This is a genomic window from Methylobacterium sp. WL1, from assembly GCF_008000895.1.
Classification (GTDB): Bacteria; Pseudomonadota; Alphaproteobacteria; order Rhizobiales; family Beijerinckiaceae; genus Methylobacterium.
Genome location: NZ_CP042823.1, coordinates 4,411,896 through 4,426,851, shown reverse-complemented (window position 1 = coordinate 4,426,851; position 14,956 = coordinate 4,411,896). Strand labels below are relative to the sequence as shown.

Here is a 14,956-nt window from a genome sequence, read left to right as displayed (position 1 = left end):
ACTTCCAACCTCACCCTGAGAGGCTGTGAGTTGAACGGCCTCCTGGGGCTATGTGGGCGTCCTGAGGCCGCCTCGTGCTGGTGCGTACAGCTGCCCGGTAGACCGACACGCCGTTGTTCAAGACGGCCTAGCGAAACCCGGGCCGCAAACCCCTCGGTGCAACCGAATAGGCACCGATCTTGCCCGCCCCCTCGACCTGAGGAAGAGGTGATCGATGCACGACGATGCTGCGGACGGGGCTGTGGACGTCACCCTGGTGACGGGGGCCCGGTGGGTCGTCGCCTGGGACCCGGACAGCGGCGGTCACGTCTACCAGACCGGCGCTGATGTTGTCTTCGCGGACGGCGTCCTCACGCATGTCGGCCCGGGCTATACGGGGCCGCCGCCGGACCGAACCATCGACGCTTCCGGCTGCCTGGTCATGCCAGGGCTCGTCGACATCCACACGCACCTGTTCTCGGAGCCGATGAACAAGGGCATGTGGGACGAGGTCGGCAGCCAGCGCCTCTACAACACCTCGCTCTACGAGTATCTGCCGATCCTGCGGCCCGACGCGGAGGGGACGCGGGCCGCCTACGGGGTGGCGCTCGCCGAACTTGCCCTCTCCGGCGTCACCACCGTCTGCGATCTCGCCCTGCCGAGCGACGGCTGGCTCGACCTTCTCGGTGCCTCAGGCCTTCGGGTCTGCATCGCCCCGATGTTCCGGTCCGGCCGCTGGCTGACGAGGAACGGCCACAGCGTGGAGTACGAATGGGATGAGGCCGCGGGCTATCGCGGCCTGGAGCAGGCGCTCGCCGAGATCACCGCGGCGCAACGGCACGCGAGCGGGCGCCTGTTCGGCATGCTCTGTCCGGCTCAGGTCGACACCTGCACGGCGGCGCTGCTTCGAGATGCCCATGACGAGGCGGTCCGGCGCGACCTGCGTTTCCACACCCACGCGGCGCAGTCCCTGTCAGAGTTCCACGAGATCACCCGCCGCACCGGGATGACGCCTATCGAATGGCTCGACGATCTCGGCGTGCTGACTGAGCGCACCATCGTGGGCCACGGGATCTTTCTGGACGACCATCCCTGGACCCACTGGCACAGCCCCGGCACGGACCTGCGGCGCATGGCCCAGCGCGGTGCCACGGTCGCCCATTGTCCGACCGTCTTCGCCCGCCGCGGCATCGCGCTACACGATTTCGGCCGCTATCTGCAGGCCGGCGTCAACATGGGCATCGGCACCGACGTCTACCCGCACAACATGCTCGACGAGATGCGCCTCGTCTCGTATCTCGCCCGGGTCGTAGCCCAGAATCCGCGCGACACCCGGGCGGCAGACGTGTTCCACGCCGCAACCGTGGGAGGCGCCAAGGCGCTCGGACGCGGCGATATTGGCCGGCTCGCGCCGGGCTGCAAGGCCGATTTCGTGCTCGTCGATTGCGCGCATCCCGCCATGCGACCGTGCCGGGACCCCGTGCAGTCCCTGATGTACTCGGCCGGCGATCGCGCGGTCCGGCAGGTCTTTGTCGGCGGCCGCGAGATCGTCCGCGACGGTCGCGCCCTGTTGGTCGATTACGCAGCCTCCGCCGCCGCCCTGGAGGAGGCGCAGGTCCGGGCACTGGCGCAGATCCGGCAGCTCGACTGGGCGGGCCGTGGCGCCGATGCCATCGCGCCACCCACCTTCCCGGGGTTGTAAGGCGTAGCGGCCCGCCCCTCAGGCAGGCCGCACATTCCAGAATGTTGGGAACCCGTCGAGGATGCCGGTGAGGCTGGACCGGTAGGCAGTCGGCTGCAAGTACTGGCCCAGAGGGTAGTAGGGCACGTCCTGCATCGCTTGAAGCTGGATGTCCCGGCAGACCGCGGAGCGGGCCGCCTCGTCCGGTGCGGTGAACCATGCGTCACGCAGGGCCTCGATCCGCGGAGTCGTAGCCCAGCCGGCATAACCGGTCTCGCCGGTGCCGCGCAGGGCGATGTAGCCGGCGGGGTTCAGCCAATCCATCCCCGACCAGTTGGTCACGAAGGCGCTCCAGCCGCCCTCGGAGACCGGCCCCTTGCGGTTGCGCCGCTGTAGCATTGCATTGAACTCGACTGCGTAGACCTCGACATTCATGCCGACGCGCTGGAGCAGGTCGGCTGCGACTTGGCCGAGCGCCAGGAGAGGCGCCGAGTTCGACGGCACCATTAGCAACACGGTCTCTCCGGTATAGCCGGCAGCTTTGAGGTCGACGCGCACCCTGTTCGGATCGCGTGGCTCCGTGAGCGGCCCGAGCCCATCGGTCGAGGCCATCGGTGTGTCCGGACAGAAGAATCCGAGGGGTACGTGGAACAGGCTGGGATCATCCGCGCCCACAACCCCCTGCATGCAGGACGCCTGGTCGATCCCACCCCAGAGGGCCCGCCGGATGGCCGGATTGTTGAACGGCGGCTGCAGGTGGTTGACTCGCAACATCGTCACGAAGCCAGTCGAATCGAGGACGCGGGTGGTCACGCCCCTGGCCGCCTTCAAGAGACCCAGCTGATCGTGAGAGGCGTATTCCTGCCAGTCGGCCTCGCCGGCGATCAGCGCCGAGGTGGCCGTGGAGGTATCGCCGATCATGCGCCACTCAACTCGGTCATAATGGACGACTTTCGGCCCGGAGGTCCAAGTGGGCGCGCCGTCCTTGCGTGGCACGTAGCCCTCAAAGCGGGTGTAGACTGCGCGGTCGCCGGGCACACGCTCGTCCGCCTTGAAACGGAACGGCCCGGAGCCGATCAGCTCCGGCACCTGCTGGAACGGGTCGGTGACAGCAAGGCGCTCCGGCATCATGGCGCAGAGCGGCACGGAAGCCTTGCCCAGAGCGATCGGCAGAAGTGGAAACGCGCGCTTGAGCCGAAACCGGATGGTCCGGTCATCGGCCGCCGACAGTTCGTCGGTGGCCTCCATTAGTGAGCCGCCGAACGGGTCGCGCTTGGCCCAGCGCCGCAGGGAGGCAACGCAGTCGCGAGCGAGAACGGAGGTCCCGTCGTGGAAGCGCAGGCCTTCGCGCAGTGTCAGGTCCCAGCGACGCCCATCCTGCTCGACGCGGTGGCCCTCAACCATTTGCGGCGTGGCGCGGTAGTTTCCGTCCATGCCGTAGAGGGTATCGAAGACCATGTAGCCGTGATTGCGGGTAATGTACGCGAAGGTCGTCACCGGATCGAGTGTGACGAGATCTTGCTGTGGGATGAAGCGTAGGGTCGTGGCGGCCTCGGCACGGACTAGGGCTGGCGCCCCGATCGCATTGGCCACGAAAGCCCCGGCTCCCTGCAACAGTGTACGCCTTTTCATCGGGCAACTCTCACTCTGCTCGGGCGGTCTTCGCTCGACTGCCAGCGCTGATCCGGAACGCACACCGAACCCGTCGCACCCCGGCTTGCAGGAACGAGGCCGCGGCCTAGTCGGGGGAGAAAGCCCTGCGGAGTTCGACTCATCTATCCGCTTCAGCGACCAGTGCCACTCTGCTGAACGACCGAGTTGGATCGGCACAACAAGTCCGCTTCCGGGAAAGAGCTACGATTTTGCGCATGACTGGGAAGGGCGCGAAGCGGCTGGCCAGATCTAGCTGATTTTACGCTGACTGCCTTTGAGCCGGCCGAGCGAGGAGCACCCTCGCGGGCGAGAGTCAGCGCAGACGCGTAGCGTCGATCACCAGGAAGTACTGGCACGCCTCCGCGCCCAAATTGGTGAAGGTGTGCCCGGCATCTGCTTCAAAATACAAACTGTCGCCCTCTTCGACCACGACCGCGCGGTCGCCGATCGTGGCGCGCAGGCGCCCCTTCAGTACGAAGATGTATTCCGACACGCCGCGGCGGTGGGCGACGAACTCTCCCGTGGTTGCGCCTGGCGGGAGCGTGTTGAGCACCCAATCGATCCCTCGCCCGGGCAGCACCGGAGAAAGGCAGCGGCGTAGGAAGCCCGAAGCTTCATCGCGCAGCACAGGCTGGCGGGACGCCGGGATCAGCAGCACCTCAACTTCGGTGGCGGGTGACATCAGCCTGGAGAAGGTTACACCCAGCGCCTCAGCGAGGCGTGAAAGCACCACTGTCGAAGGCGCGGCTTCTCCGCGCTCGATCTTGGAGATCATCGAGCGGCTTACCCCAGACAGGGACGCCAGTGCCTCGAGGGAGAGATCCCGCTCCCTGCGTCTGCGTCGGATCTCGTCAGCAAGCACCTGGATCTGGGAGCGAGCCTCTGCTTCGATCCGGACCCGCCGCACCTCTGTCGTCACCGTCATCTGTGTCTCGTCCTAGTCCCCCGGCCATTCCTCGTCCCTGAGCGCTGGGGGCTGATCGACCGGTGCTTAGCACAGGCGGCGTGGTCGCGCCCGGACCACCGCCCACCAGGATTGGCACGCGGCTTGTATTGCTATGAGTGGAAATTCATCTCTGAAAGTGGATGCCCACCCATGGTCGATGCCACGATGCCGTCGGATGCGATGCGGAACGCCGAGCCCGGCGTGGTCACGATCGCAGAACGGCGCCAAATCGTCTGGTCAAGCGTCATCGGCACCACCGTCGAGTGGTACGATTTCCTGATCTACGGCACAGCCAGCGCTCTCGTCTTTAACAAGCTGTTCTTCCCCAGCATCGACCCGGTAGTCGGCACGATCGCGGCGTTCGGCTCTTACGCCGTCGGGTTCCTAGCCCGTCCACTGGGCGGGGCCGTCTTCGGCCATTTCGGCGACAGGATCGGTCGCAAGGCCATGCTGTCGCTAACCCTGATGATCATGGGTCTCGGCACCTTTCTGATCGGGTGCCTGCCGACCTATGGGCAGATCGGCATCCTCGCGCCTATCCTCTTGGTAGCATTGCGCCTCGTCCAGGGCATCGGAATCGGCGGCGAGTGGGGCGGAGCCGTACTGATGGTGGTAGAAAGCGTGCCGGCGGAACGGCGCGGGTTCTTCGGGAGCATCGTCCAGCTCGGGTACCCGATCGGCGTGATCCTCTCGATCGGCGCGTTCGCGCTGACAGGGCTGATGCCCGAGGCAGCGTTCCTGTCTTGGGGCTGGCGTGTTCCGTTCCTGGCGAGCGCGCTCCTCGTGGGGGTCGGCCTGTTCATCCGCCTGCGGCTTCACGAGACGCCGGCGTTCAGGCGGATCAAAGCGCGCGCGGTGACGGCACGGTTGCCGGTTATGGAGATCCTTACCGAACATCCCGGCATGTTCCTGAAGGCCGTCGGCCTGAAGGTCTCAGAGATCGCGTATGTGAGCGTCGTGACGGTCTTTTCGATCTCGTACGTCACGGGCCAGCTCGGACTGTCACGGAGTGTGATCCTCAACGGCATCCTGGTCGCCGCCGTCATCGAACTCTTCACGATCCCCGTCTTCGGCTGGCTGTCCGACCGCTACGGACGCAAAACGTTGTTCATCGCGGCCTGCCTGTTCTCGGTCGCCTTCGCCTTCCCGATGTTCAAGCTCCTCGACACGCGCGACCCGACGATCATCACGCTGACCGTCGCGGTGGCGCTGAGCTTTGGACAGGGCATCATGTTCGGGACCGGGGCCGCGTGGATGTCCGAACTGTTCGATGCCCGCTTGCGCTACACCGGCGCCTCGCTTGGCTTCCAAGTCGGCGCGGCACTGAGCGGCGGCTTCACGCCACTTATCGCCGCAGCCCTGCTTGCCTGGAGCGGCGGGGCGACGTGGCCGATCTCGGTCTACCTCATCGTGCTCGCATGCATCACCCTCGTGGCGACGTTCGCAGCGCCAGAGACTGCCCGCCGGCAGATAGACTGAACGGCTCCGCGGCGCCTAAATTCAGACCAGGCAGTGGACGAATATCCACTATGATGGAATAGTGATGAAAGCGATCACAAGACGGGGAGACGGACTTGGATAGGACCATCATCGCCACGAAGGATGCGGCCCCGGCCGTCGGCCCCTACGCGCAGGCGACCCGCGTCGGCGACCTCGTGTTCGCTTCCGGGCAGTTACCGATCGACCCGGCCACCGGGGCGTTCCCAGAAGGCATCGAAGCGCAAACTCGCCGCTCACTTTCGAACCTTGCGGCCGTGCTGGAGGCCGGGGGCGCCAGCCTCGGGAGCGTGGCAAAGACCACCGTCTTCCTGAAGGACATGAACGACTTTGCCGCGATGAATGCCGTCTACGCCGAGCACTTCCCCAGCGATGCACCAGCGCGTTCGACCGTCGAGGTTGCGCGTCTGCCCCGCGATGCGCTGGTCGAGGTCGAGGCGATCGCGCTGGCGACGGGACCGGCACGATGAGCGAGACTTCCGCCCCCCGCCACGTCGAGGCCTTCGTGCATGCGGCCGGCTCGTTAGCTATCGGCGTGCCCGGCGGCGCGACCGGTTGGCAGGGCACGCTGCTCAACATTCACATCGCGCCGGCAGCCAGCTACGAGATGGAGGAATTGGACGAGGCCCACTGCGTTGCCGGCCGCGGCATCGAAGGTGACCGCTACTTCCTCGGGACGGGTACCTACTCGCCCAAGCCGGATACCCGCGAGATCACCCTCATTGAGCAGGAGGTGCTCGAAGCCCTCGCGCGGAACGATCCGCCTCTCCAGGGCGGCCCGATCAACCTCGCGCCCATCGATCACCGTAGGAACCTCACGGTGCTTGGCGTACCGCTCAATCACCTTGTGGGACGTCGCTTCCAAGTGGGTGAGGTGATCCTGCGCGGCGGTCGTCTCAATTTTCCTTGCAAGTACCTGGAGGAACTACTCGGATCGCCGGTCTACCTGCCGCTCTACAACCGCTCGGGCCTGAACTGTGGGATCGAGCGTGGCGGGATCATCCGCCCGGGCGACCCGATCTCGCTGGTGGATTGAGCCGGTGTCCGCTCGCATCGTCATGAAGTTGAAGGTCGTAGAGGCAGTCGCCACCACACCGGAGGTGCTGCGCCTGACGCTCGTCCACCCTCAGCGTCCCGAACTTCCGTCATGGGAGCCCGGTGCGCATGTCGACCTGCGCCTACCGGATGGCCGCACGCGCCAGTATTCGCTCTGTGGCGATCCAGCCGACCGTGGCCGATACGTTCTGGCGATCAAGCGTGAGGATGCCGGTCGCGGCGGCTCGCTGTGGACGCATAACAACTTGGTTGCGGGCGCCGTCGCGCACGTCTCGCAGCCGCGCAACAACTTCGGGCTCGCCGCCGACGCGCAGCGTCATCTGCTGATCGGCGGCGGAATCGGCGTGACGCCGCTCGCCGCCATGGCCCGGCGCCTCGCTTCGACCGGTGCAGACTTCACCCTCCACTTTTGCGCACGCTCTGCCGAGCAAGCGCCACTGCTACCCGAGTTGCTGGCCCTCTGCGGCGACCGGCTCCGCTGCTGGTTCTCCGCGGAAGGCTCGCGCTTCGGTCCCGCAATACTCGGATCTCCGGACGAGCGCATCCACGTCTACGCCTGCGGGCCTCAGCGGCTCACCGACGCGGTGCAGACCGGACTCACTGCCGCCGGATGGCCGGCGGAGCGGGTGCATGTCGAGCACTTCGTGCCAATGGCAGACGAGAACTACAAACCCGAACCCTTCGACGCACTGATCGCCTCGACTGGAGCGGTCGTCCACGTCCCGGCCGATGTCTCACTGCTCGACGTGTTGCGCCAGCGCGGCTTCGCGATGCCCTCGTCCTGCGAGATGGGCGTGTGCGGGTCCTGCGAGTGCGGCTACCGGGACGGTACCGTCATCCACCGCGATGTGGTGCTGCCAGTCGCCAAACGTCAGGACCGGATGATGCCTTGCGTCTCCCGCGCCCGCACGAAGGTCACGCTCGAACTCTGACAGGCAGCTGAAGCTCAAGACTTTCCATGTCCGATGCTGGCCGAAAGCAGAATGGCCGCTTTGAAGCAAAGCCGCCGAAAAAGTGGACGGCTTCCTCCTTCGCTTGGGGGCGCCGGTCGTCGATATGGGTGTCGGTGCAGCCCCATTGGGTCACAGCCCCAGCCGCATCCCTGACCGTCTGCGGTTGCGCCAGAAACCAGCGATGGGTGTCATCTGCGCTACGAATGCCCAACTCGACCTCGTATTGCTCGCCGGTCGTGATGGAGCGGTCCCAGCTCATCCGCGCCGCGGCGGATCATCCAGGGCGCCGGGTCGCAGGCGACTTCCTCCGCCATTATGGATGTGCACACGGTGCTCACCGACAACGGCACCCAGTTCACCACGCTCTGCAACGTCGCTCGGGCCAATTCCATCATCATGGCGGCGATCGCAGCCGCCGAGATATTCTGGGCCCATAGCTTCGAACTTGCCTGCGCTCGCAACGGTATCGACCGCGGCTGATCAAACAGCGCCTCGCCTCGACGAACGGTTAGGTAAAGCGGATGAACGGCACGATCGAGTGCTTGCCCTCGCGAAGGCGGGGGACGCAACGGTCAAGCGCTACAACGACGACCGCCACGGGCAACTCCGTGGGCACTTGGCCAACTTCGTCAGCGCCTACAACTTCGTACGCCGCCTGAAGACCTTGCGCGGCCTCCGCTGCCGCCGCTTGGCCTAGAATCTTGCGTTGGCAGCGGGGATCTCCAGCCTCGGACCGACCGCCCGCCCGGCTCGGAGGCCGGACAGGCGACCGACGTGGCGACGAGCACAAGGTCCGCCGCCTGAGCTGGGCTAGAGCCGTCCCCGCTCGCGTTGCAATCGGGAACGGCTCTCAGTTCTTGATGCAACGCGCTCGCCGACGCCGAACCGGTCTCCAATTCGGCGGGCGAGCGCTCTACCGCGCGCCCGACGTCCCCTGCGCATCGCTGCCATTCTGGTCGCTTTGCGCATTGGACTTCGCGGAGTCGCCGGATCCCGCGGCGCTCGTTGCGGCAGAGCCCGCATTCCCAGCTTGGTTGAAGGAGCCGGTCGTCTGTGGGTTCGGATTGCCCGGCGCGTTCGCCTGGGCCGTCATGCCGCCCAGCAACTCGCCCCGCTGCCAGCGTGACATGCCGACCGAGGCTAGCAGGTTGGTGGTCAACGTGCCGGTCGGCTCGAGACCCTGCGCCTGCTGGAAGTGAGTCGCCGCGATCGTCGTGTCGTTGTTCCAGCTGCCGTCGAGATGACCGGCCGCATAGCCCCGCTGGTTCAGCACCTGCTGGATTTGGCGCACTGCGTCGGCATTCATCCAAAGCGGTTCGCCGGGGGTATCGGTGCGCTCCACGGCGATGCGCTGGTTGTCGACCTGCCGGTCGCCGCCCGACCCGCTCGCCTGCGTCGGCTGCGGTCGTGCCACGTTAGCAGCCTGCGGGCCTGTGCCATGCCCGGCCGAGAAGATCGGATCGGTTAGACCGAGTGCGGAGATCAGGCCAACCTCGAGCCGTCCCGACGGCTCGAGCCCATGCACCTGCTGGTAGCTGCGCGCGGCCTGCACGGTCGCGGGTCCCCAGCGTCCATCCACCTGTCCGGTATTCCACCCCTGCTGGTTCAGGGCCTGCTGGATCTGCCTGACGCCCGCGGGGCTGACATAGAGGGGCGTGCCGCGGCTATCCGCGCGCTCGACGACGACGCGCTGGTTGTCGGCCTGCTTCGTCCCCTGGTCGCGCGCTTGGTCCCCGGCCTTTCCGCCGCGATTGCCCGAGATGATGTCCTGCTCGAGACCAAGACCGTAGACCAGCGGGATGGTGAGCGTGCCGGTCGGCTCCATATTCTGCGCCTGCTGGAAGCTGCGCGCCGCCGCCGCAGTCTGCGAGTTCCAGCGGCCGTCCACGTTGCCCGTGCTGTAGCCCTTCTGGGTCAACGCCTGCTGGATCTGCCGCACGCCCGCCGAGCTGACGAAGATCTGAGTGCCTTGCCCGTCCGATTGGTCCTGGGTCACACGCTGGTTGCTGACAGCCGATTGCTGAGCCTGTGCGTAACCACCGGTCAATGCGACGAGCACCGTGCTCGCGAGGAAGATATGCCTCAGTTTCATGAACACCTCCTGTTGGTGACGTAGGGGCGAACCGGCACGGCCAGCACCCGTTTCCTACGGACGATCCCTCAGGACACCTCCTGGTTGCACGGTTTCCGAGGCGTGGAGAGGACTTGCCGCGCGGGCGGACAGGGACCGCGTCCAACCTACGGATATGCCCGGATCACCCTGCGCGATGTGCGGGGCCATTTTCGCGCCCACGCGGGTGTCTCGGCTGCCCGCCGACCCGGAGTGCCGCCGTGACCGATGTCGTTCCGCAGGACGATCGATACGAACCAGACGACCCTGACATCTGTGCGCGCGAAGCCATCGCGGTGATCGAAGCGGTGCTCGATCGCCGGTGTCCCGAGATGAGGATCGCGTTCTGGACCGCCGTCGACCGGCACTATCGGTTGGACACCCAGGCCGCCCACCGGACCGATCGAGCGGCGAGATCGGGCCTGGATGCGCGGCCATCCGTGGAGGAACGATAGGGATCGTCCTACGGACATATCGCAGGAACGGAGGCGGCAACCGCCGGTTCGCGCCGAGAGCGGTGCGAGCGGCGCCGGAAGCCACGTGGAAGCCTGCCCATGCTGTCCACCCTCGAACGCGCGTCCGGTGCCCTGGTCATGGGGATCGTCCTCTCCGACGTGTTCCTCACCGTCCTGTACGCGCGCATCGGGACCGGGCTGCTCGCCGAGCGTGCCGCGCATCTCACCTGGATTGCCTTCCGCCGCGCTGCTGAGGCGGCCGGCTCACGACGCGGTACGGTGCTGTCGTTCTGCGGACCAGTCATCCTTCTGCTCTACGTCCTGCTCTGGGCTGGCGGCCTGACCCTCGGCGCGGCGCTGATCATCCATCCAGGCCTCGGCACGGGCGTGCAGGCGAGCAACGGCCCCACACCCACGGATTTCCTCACCGCGCTCTACGCCGGGGGCAGCAGCATGGCGATCGTCGGTGCCAGCGACTTCAAGCCGACGAACGACGCCTACCGCGTCGTCTACCTGGCGAACTCGCTGATCGGGATGTCCGTGACCTCGCTGGTTCTGACCTACGTCATGCAGGTCTACGGCGCCCTCCTGCGGCGCAACGCACTCGGGCTGCAGCTCCACGTCCTCTCGGGGGAGACGTCCGACGCGGGTGAGTTGCTGGCGCGCCTTGGGCCTTGTGGGCAGTTCAGCGCTGGGTACAGCCATCTGGTCTCGCTGGGCGACGCGATGGCCGAGATGAAGGAAGCGCATCACTTCTACCCGGTGTTGTTCTACTTCCGATTCCAGCAGCCGTACTACTCGGTCTCGGCGCAGGCTCACCTCGCACTCGATACGGCGTCCTTGATCCGCAGCACACTTGCGGGCGAGGAGGCGGCGTTGCTGAGGGAGGCGGCGGCGGTCGAAGCACTCTGGCGGGTGGCTCACAGGCTGGTCGTCACGCTGGAATCGGCCTTCCTGGCGGGGGCTCCGCCGCGGGCGCTGGCGGCCGATCCCGAGGCGCGGCAGCGGTGGCGCGCCCATTGGGACAGGGCCGCATCCCGGCTCGCCGAGGCGGGGATCGCGGTCTTGCGGGATGACGCAGCCGTGCAAGCCTATCTCGACCTGCGCGCGCAATGGTCCCCGCACATCGCGCGGCTCGCCCCCGCGATGGCCTACCGGAGCGAAGATATCGCAGCGGGCGGACCGGAGGGCTCCTAAGGGACCAACCGGATGCCCGCACTCCGCGACGGCGGGAGAATGCGGCAACGATCCCGGAGGAAGCCCGATGGAGACACGCGCCCTGATCACCGTGACGGATGTTTCCGTCGCCGGGGCCGCTCGCGTGCCGCGGCTTTCGGCTCCGGCCCGGGCGGGGGGCGGCGCCGTCTGTGCGCTGGCCCGCAAGCTCGACAGCTTTGCGCCGCTGACGGAGGAGGATCGTGCGGCCCTTCAGGGCTGGACCGACTATGTCCGGCCGGTCGCGCGGCACACGGTTCTGGTGGAACAGGGACGCGTGGCCGACCACGCGCTGATCGTCCTTGCTGGGTTCGCCAACCGTCATAAGTGCCGGATGTCGGGTCGTCGCCAGATCCTGGCCTATCTGGTGCCCGGTGATCTCTGCGACCGCGGCGCCCTCCAGGGCTACCCGCTCGACCACGCGATCGAGGCGCTCACGCCCTGTCGGATCGCCAAGGTCCCGCGCGTCCCCTACATGGACCTGCTCGGCCGGCATCCCCGCATCGCTCTGGCGCTACAGCGCGCAAGGCTCGCGGAGGAGGCGATGGCGCGCGCGTGGCTGGTCAACCTCGGCATGCGCTCGGGCCCTGAACGCATGGCCCATCTCCTGTGCGAGCTGCTGGAACGGCTGGGCGCGATCGGCCAGACCGCGGACGGGCAGTACGATCTGCCGCTGACGCAGGCGGATCTCGCCGACGCGCTCGGCCTGTCGAGCGTGCACGTGAACCGCGTGTTGCAGACCCTGCGGCGCGACGGGTTCATCTCGCTGCGCAAACGCCGCCTGCGCATCCTCGCGCCGCGTCGGCTGCGTCAGCTCGCAGAGTTTGAGGCCGGGTACCTCTCGCGTTCGCCGGCCGTCTCCGGCGACCCCTATTAGAGGGCCGGGCGCCGGCGCCGCGGCCGAGCGCATCGTGCCGGATATCGGAACCGGCACGATGCGCGAGCCCCTTGATCCGCATCCCCTCTTTCCGAAAGCCGGCGGACACCTTTCGGAACGCTGTTCTAGACGCCGTCCTGAACGGCGGGACAGACGCCGGCCGCGGTCGCGATCAGGACCGCCTCCGGCAGGGTGCGAGCCCCAAGGGCTTCCATGACCCGGGCACGGTGGATCTCCACCGTCCGCGGACTTAGGCCCAGCGTGCGCGCGATGGTCTTGTTCGTGCCGCCCGCCAGCAATCCCTCCAGCACCGCACGCTCGCGTGCCGACAGGGCCGCAATCCGGCCGCGCGACTCGTCGTGCGCGCGTGTTTGCTCCGCGACGTCGCGGATCTCGGCCAGGGCAGTCTTGACGGCGAACAGCAGCGCTTCCGGCGTCCAGGGTTCTTCGAGGAAATCGACTGCGCCCGCCTTCATGACGCGGACCCCGAAGCCGACGTCGCCCCTGCTCGCACCGATTGCCACCACGGGCAGGTGCGTACGTGCCGCCTTCAGCTCGCTTGCGACGACCAAGTCGCCGGCCTCCTCGAATTCGAGCACGACGCAGCCCGGCATCAGCGAGCCCGCCACGGCGAGGAAGGCCCGTCCGCTCGCAAAGGCCTGCACTTCGTAACCGGCGGCCTCCAGGGCGCCGACGAGGCCACGCCTGGCGTCGTTTCCCGTCGCGATCACGTAGGCCCGCAGGTCGGTATCGGTGGTGACGTCCTGCGCGATCCCGCCGACCAATCGGATGTGCCCATCGAGCGCGGGGATCGGGAAGAAGGTGTCACGGATGCGGCGTACCGTGTGGTCCGCGGCGCGCAGGATCCGGTACTTCAGGACCAGGGTCTCACCGCCGCCGACCCGCTCAAGCGCCCGCGATGCGGCGTCGCGGTCCTCCGGGTGGACGCTGGCGAGCCAGCCCGCGACATCCGGCATGTCCGCCGGGTCCATACCCCACACCTGCCGGAAGGCCGGGCTGAGGACATCGAGTTGTCCGCTCTCCAGGTCGGCGAGCCAGAGCACGTTCGTCGAATGCTCGGCGAAGCGACGGAAGCGCTCCTCGCTCTCCCGCAGGGCCGCCTCGGCCCGCTTCTCCCGATCGACGTCCTGCACCACCACGATGGCGCCGTTGATCTCGTGGTCGACGTTGTGAAACGGGGCGGCACTCACGCGCGTCCAGCACTCCCGACCGTCGGGATGGGTGAAAATGAAGTCGATGCCCGGGACGACCGTTTCGCCCCGGAGGGCCCGGGCCCCCGGATACTCGGCAGGGGGCAGCCGTCGCCCGTCTGGGTCGTACGCCTGCCAGCGCTGGCTCGACTGCGCCTCCAACGAGGGAATCCGTTCGAGTGCGTAGCGATTGAGCGCCGTGTTCGCCAGCGCGATGCTCCCGTTCGGGTCGGCCAGACCGACCCCGATCGGCAACTGGGCCAGCGTCGCCGAGAGACGATGCTCGCTCTCGCGCAACGCCGCCTCGGCATGCACCTGTGCGGTGATCTCCACGACGACGCCGACGAACGACGCCGGCCGCCCGTCCTCGAACCCGGTTCGGCCGTAGGTCGAGACCCAGCGCTCGATGCCGTCGCGGAGGCCGATCACGCGATACTTGATGTGGTAGACGCCGTCGCCGCTCGGGTCGGCGCAGCGCGCCGCCGCCGCCTCGACGCGCCGGCGATCGTCCGGGTGGATGGCGGAGAGCCACACCTGCTTGTCGACGGGCGCGTCGGGGGGGAGGCCCCACAGGGCCTTCACACGCGCATCCCAATCCAGCGCGCCGGTTTGCGGATCCCAGGAGTAGGGTGACAGGCCGACTAGATCTACGGCGGCCTGCAGCCGGGCCTCGCTCGCGCGGAGCCGGGCCTCGGCGCGCTTGCGGGCCGAGATGTCGGTGCCGATCATCGCCGCGCCGATGAAGCTCTCGTCACCGTCGTAGAGCGCGAATGCGTGCCATCGGACCGTCATTCCGGAGCCGTGGCGGAAATGCCGGAACCGCAACTCGCCTTCCCAACGGCCGCCGCGCAGCAGCGCCGGCAGCGCCACGTCGCGGACGACGGCGCGATCGGCCGGGTGGAAGAAGTCCGAGACCGGGATGATCGCGATGTCGTCGTCGGGCTGAAGTCCGACCATCCTGCGGCCGGCCGCGTTCAGGAACAGGGGCCGGAGTTGCGAGTCAACGAGACCGATGAACATCTGGGCCTGACGGGCAAACGCCGCCAGGAGGGTCTCCAGCCCCGGCACCATCACCGCGTCGGAGCGGTCCCGGGACTCATTTACGGCCATCGCGTCCGAGGCCAACCTGCCGTGATCCCGAGGTGATGCATGATCCAGGGGTGATGTATCCCGGCGCATCGCCGCCTCGCGCTGCTTGGCCGACGACGGGGCGCTTTCCTTGAGAGCCGAACAGGCGCGATAGGACGTGCTGGGTGGCCCTCCGTCGCCCGGCGGCGCGATCCGTCTCCGACATCGGGGACAGGATGGATCGCCTCGGAAACC

At 67.4% G+C, this 14,956-nt stretch carries 15 protein-coding genes; 10 read left to right on the top strand and 5 right to left on the bottom strand.

From position 1 onward, the window contains the following. Nucleotides 1-214: 214 nt before the first annotated feature. Nucleotides 215-1,681, top strand: coding sequence for an amidohydrolase family protein (locus FVA80_RS21570; RefSeq protein WP_147908365.1), 1,467 nt, complete (start codon nucleotides 215-217; stop codon nucleotides 1,679-1,681). An 18-nt stretch (nucleotides 1,682-1,699) separates the two neighbouring features. Here FVA80_RS21570 and FVA80_RS21565 read toward each other — a convergent pair whose 3' ends face one another. Both FVA80_RS21565 and FVA80_RS21560 read right to left on the bottom strand, forming a co-directional pair. After that, nucleotides 1,700-3,292 (bottom strand): ABC transporter substrate-binding protein, encoded by a 1,593-nt coding sequence (locus FVA80_RS21565; RefSeq protein ID WP_147908366.1) that lies wholly within the window; start codon nucleotides 3,290-3,292, stop codon nucleotides 1,700-1,702. A gap of 334 nt (nucleotides 3,293-3,626) precedes the next feature. Further along, the gene (locus FVA80_RS21560) at nucleotides 3,627-4,238 is read right to left on the bottom strand and encodes an XRE family transcriptional regulator (RefSeq protein WP_147908367.1); all 612 of its coding nucleotides are present in this window, start codon (nucleotides 4,236-4,238) and stop codon (nucleotides 3,627-3,629) included. 201 nt (nucleotides 4,239-4,439) lie between these two features. On the opposite strand from FVA80_RS21560, the gene FVA80_RS21555 reads away from it, so the two are divergent. The 4 genes from FVA80_RS21555 (at nucleotide 4,440) to FVA80_RS21540 (ending at nucleotide 7,744) form a co-directional block, all read left to right on the top strand. Further along, nucleotides 4,440-5,738, top strand: a complete 1,299-nt coding sequence (locus FVA80_RS21555) for an MFS transporter (RefSeq protein ID WP_187193460.1) — start codon at nucleotides 4,440-4,442, stop codon at nucleotides 5,736-5,738. Between the two features lie 95 nt (nucleotides 5,739-5,833). Next, nucleotides 5,834-6,226: a RidA family protein gene (locus FVA80_RS21550; RefSeq protein WP_147908368.1), complete on the top strand. Its 393-nt coding sequence runs from the start codon at nucleotides 5,834-5,836 to the stop codon at nucleotides 6,224-6,226. Further along, a complete protein-coding gene (locus FVA80_RS21545) occupies nucleotides 6,223-6,792 on the top strand; it encodes an MOSC domain-containing protein (protein ID WP_147908369.1) in 570 nt (189 codons plus the stop codon). The genes FVA80_RS21550 and FVA80_RS21545 overlap by 4 nt, the downstream gene beginning before the upstream one ends. Nucleotides 6,793-6,856: 64 nt before the next feature. Further along, entirely contained in the window at nucleotides 6,857-7,744 is an 888-nt protein-coding gene (locus tag FVA80_RS21540) for a PDR/VanB family oxidoreductase (RefSeq protein WP_348642421.1), read from the top strand. On the opposite strand, the gene FVA80_RS21535 is transcribed toward FVA80_RS21540, so the two are convergent. Further along, a complete protein-coding gene (locus FVA80_RS21535; RefSeq protein WP_147908371.1) occupies nucleotides 7,728-8,024 on the bottom strand; it encodes a PAS domain-containing protein in 297 nt (98 codons plus the stop codon). The genes FVA80_RS21540 and FVA80_RS21535 overlap by 17 nt on opposite strands. A 71-nt stretch (nucleotides 8,025-8,095) precedes the next feature. Between FVA80_RS21535 and FVA80_RS30670 the strand changes: the two genes are divergently transcribed. Both FVA80_RS30670 and FVA80_RS30665 read left to right on the top strand, forming a co-directional pair. After that, the gene (locus FVA80_RS30670; protein ID WP_187193459.1) at nucleotides 8,096-8,245 is read left to right on the top strand and encodes a hypothetical protein; all 150 of its coding nucleotides are present in this window, start codon (nucleotides 8,096-8,098) and stop codon (nucleotides 8,243-8,245) included. Between the two features lie 58 nt (nucleotides 8,246-8,303). Next, on the top strand, nucleotides 8,304-8,462 hold the full coding sequence (locus FVA80_RS30665; RefSeq protein ID WP_187193458.1) for a hypothetical protein: 159 nt from the start codon (nucleotides 8,304-8,306) through the stop codon (nucleotides 8,460-8,462). A gap of 216 nt (nucleotides 8,463-8,678) precedes the next feature. Here the strand turns inward: FVA80_RS30665 and FVA80_RS21530 are convergent, their stop codons facing one another. Further along, the gene (locus FVA80_RS21530) at nucleotides 8,679-9,857 is read right to left on the bottom strand and encodes a peptidoglycan-binding domain-containing protein (RefSeq protein ID WP_147908372.1); all 1,179 of its coding nucleotides are present in this window, start codon (nucleotides 9,855-9,857) and stop codon (nucleotides 8,679-8,681) included. A gap of 239 nt (nucleotides 9,858-10,096) precedes the next feature. Between FVA80_RS21530 and FVA80_RS21525 the strand changes: the two genes are divergently transcribed. The 3 genes from FVA80_RS21525 (at nucleotide 10,097) to FVA80_RS21515 (ending at nucleotide 12,422) form a co-directional block, all read left to right on the top strand. After that, complete coding sequence (locus FVA80_RS21525) at nucleotides 10,097-10,330, top strand: hypothetical protein (protein ID WP_147908373.1); 234 nt, start codon at nucleotides 10,097-10,099, stop codon at nucleotides 10,328-10,330. Nucleotides 10,331-10,429: 99 nt separating this feature from the next. Next, a complete protein-coding gene (locus tag FVA80_RS21520; RefSeq protein ID WP_147908374.1) occupies nucleotides 10,430-11,527 on the top strand; it encodes a two pore domain potassium channel family protein in 1,098 nt (365 codons plus the stop codon). A 67-nt stretch (nucleotides 11,528-11,594) separates the two neighbouring features. Further along, nucleotides 11,595-12,422 (top strand): Crp/Fnr family transcriptional regulator, encoded by an 828-nt coding sequence (locus tag FVA80_RS21515; protein ID WP_147908375.1) that lies wholly within the window; start codon nucleotides 11,595-11,597, stop codon nucleotides 12,420-12,422. A gap of 125 nt (nucleotides 12,423-12,547) precedes the next feature. Here the strand turns inward: FVA80_RS21515 and FVA80_RS21510 are convergent, their stop codons facing one another. Next, nucleotides 12,548-14,758 (bottom strand): PAS domain S-box protein, encoded by a 2,211-nt coding sequence (locus tag FVA80_RS21510; protein ID WP_187193457.1) that lies wholly within the window; start codon nucleotides 14,756-14,758, stop codon nucleotides 12,548-12,550. Nucleotides 14,759-14,956 lie beyond the last annotated feature (198 nt).

Bases quoted from the DNA above. Each gene is read 5' to 3' on its own strand.
- FVA80_RS21570 (WP_147908365.1), top strand. From the start codon at position 215: ATGCACGACGATGCTGCGGACGGGGCTGTGGACGTCACCCTGGTGACG.
- FVA80_RS21565 (WP_147908366.1), bottom strand. From the start codon at position 3,292: ATGAAAAGGCGTACACTGTTGCAGGGAGCCGGGGCTTTCGTGGCCAAT.
- FVA80_RS21560 (WP_147908367.1), bottom strand. From the start codon at position 4,238: ATGACGGTGACGACAGAGGTGCGGCGGGTCCGGATCGAAGCAGAGGCT.
- FVA80_RS21555 (WP_187193460.1), top strand. From the start codon at position 4,440: ATGCGGAACGCCGAGCCCGGCGTGGTCACGATCGCAGAACGGCGCCAA.
- FVA80_RS21545 (WP_147908369.1), top strand. From the start codon at position 6,223: ATGAGCGAGACTTCCGCCCCCCGCCACGTCGAGGCCTTCGTGCATGCG.
- FVA80_RS21535 (WP_147908371.1), bottom strand. From the start codon at position 8,024: ATGAGCTGGGACCGCTCCATCACGACCGGCGAGCAATACGAGGTCGAG.
- FVA80_RS21530 (WP_147908372.1), bottom strand. From the start codon at position 9,857: ATGAAACTGAGGCATATCTTCCTCGCGAGCACGGTGCTCGTCGCATTG.
- FVA80_RS21520 (WP_147908374.1), top strand. From the start codon at position 10,430: ATGCTGTCCACCCTCGAACGCGCGTCCGGTGCCCTGGTCATGGGGATC.
- FVA80_RS21515 (WP_147908375.1), top strand. From the start codon at position 11,595: ATGGAGACACGCGCCCTGATCACCGTGACGGATGTTTCCGTCGCCGGG.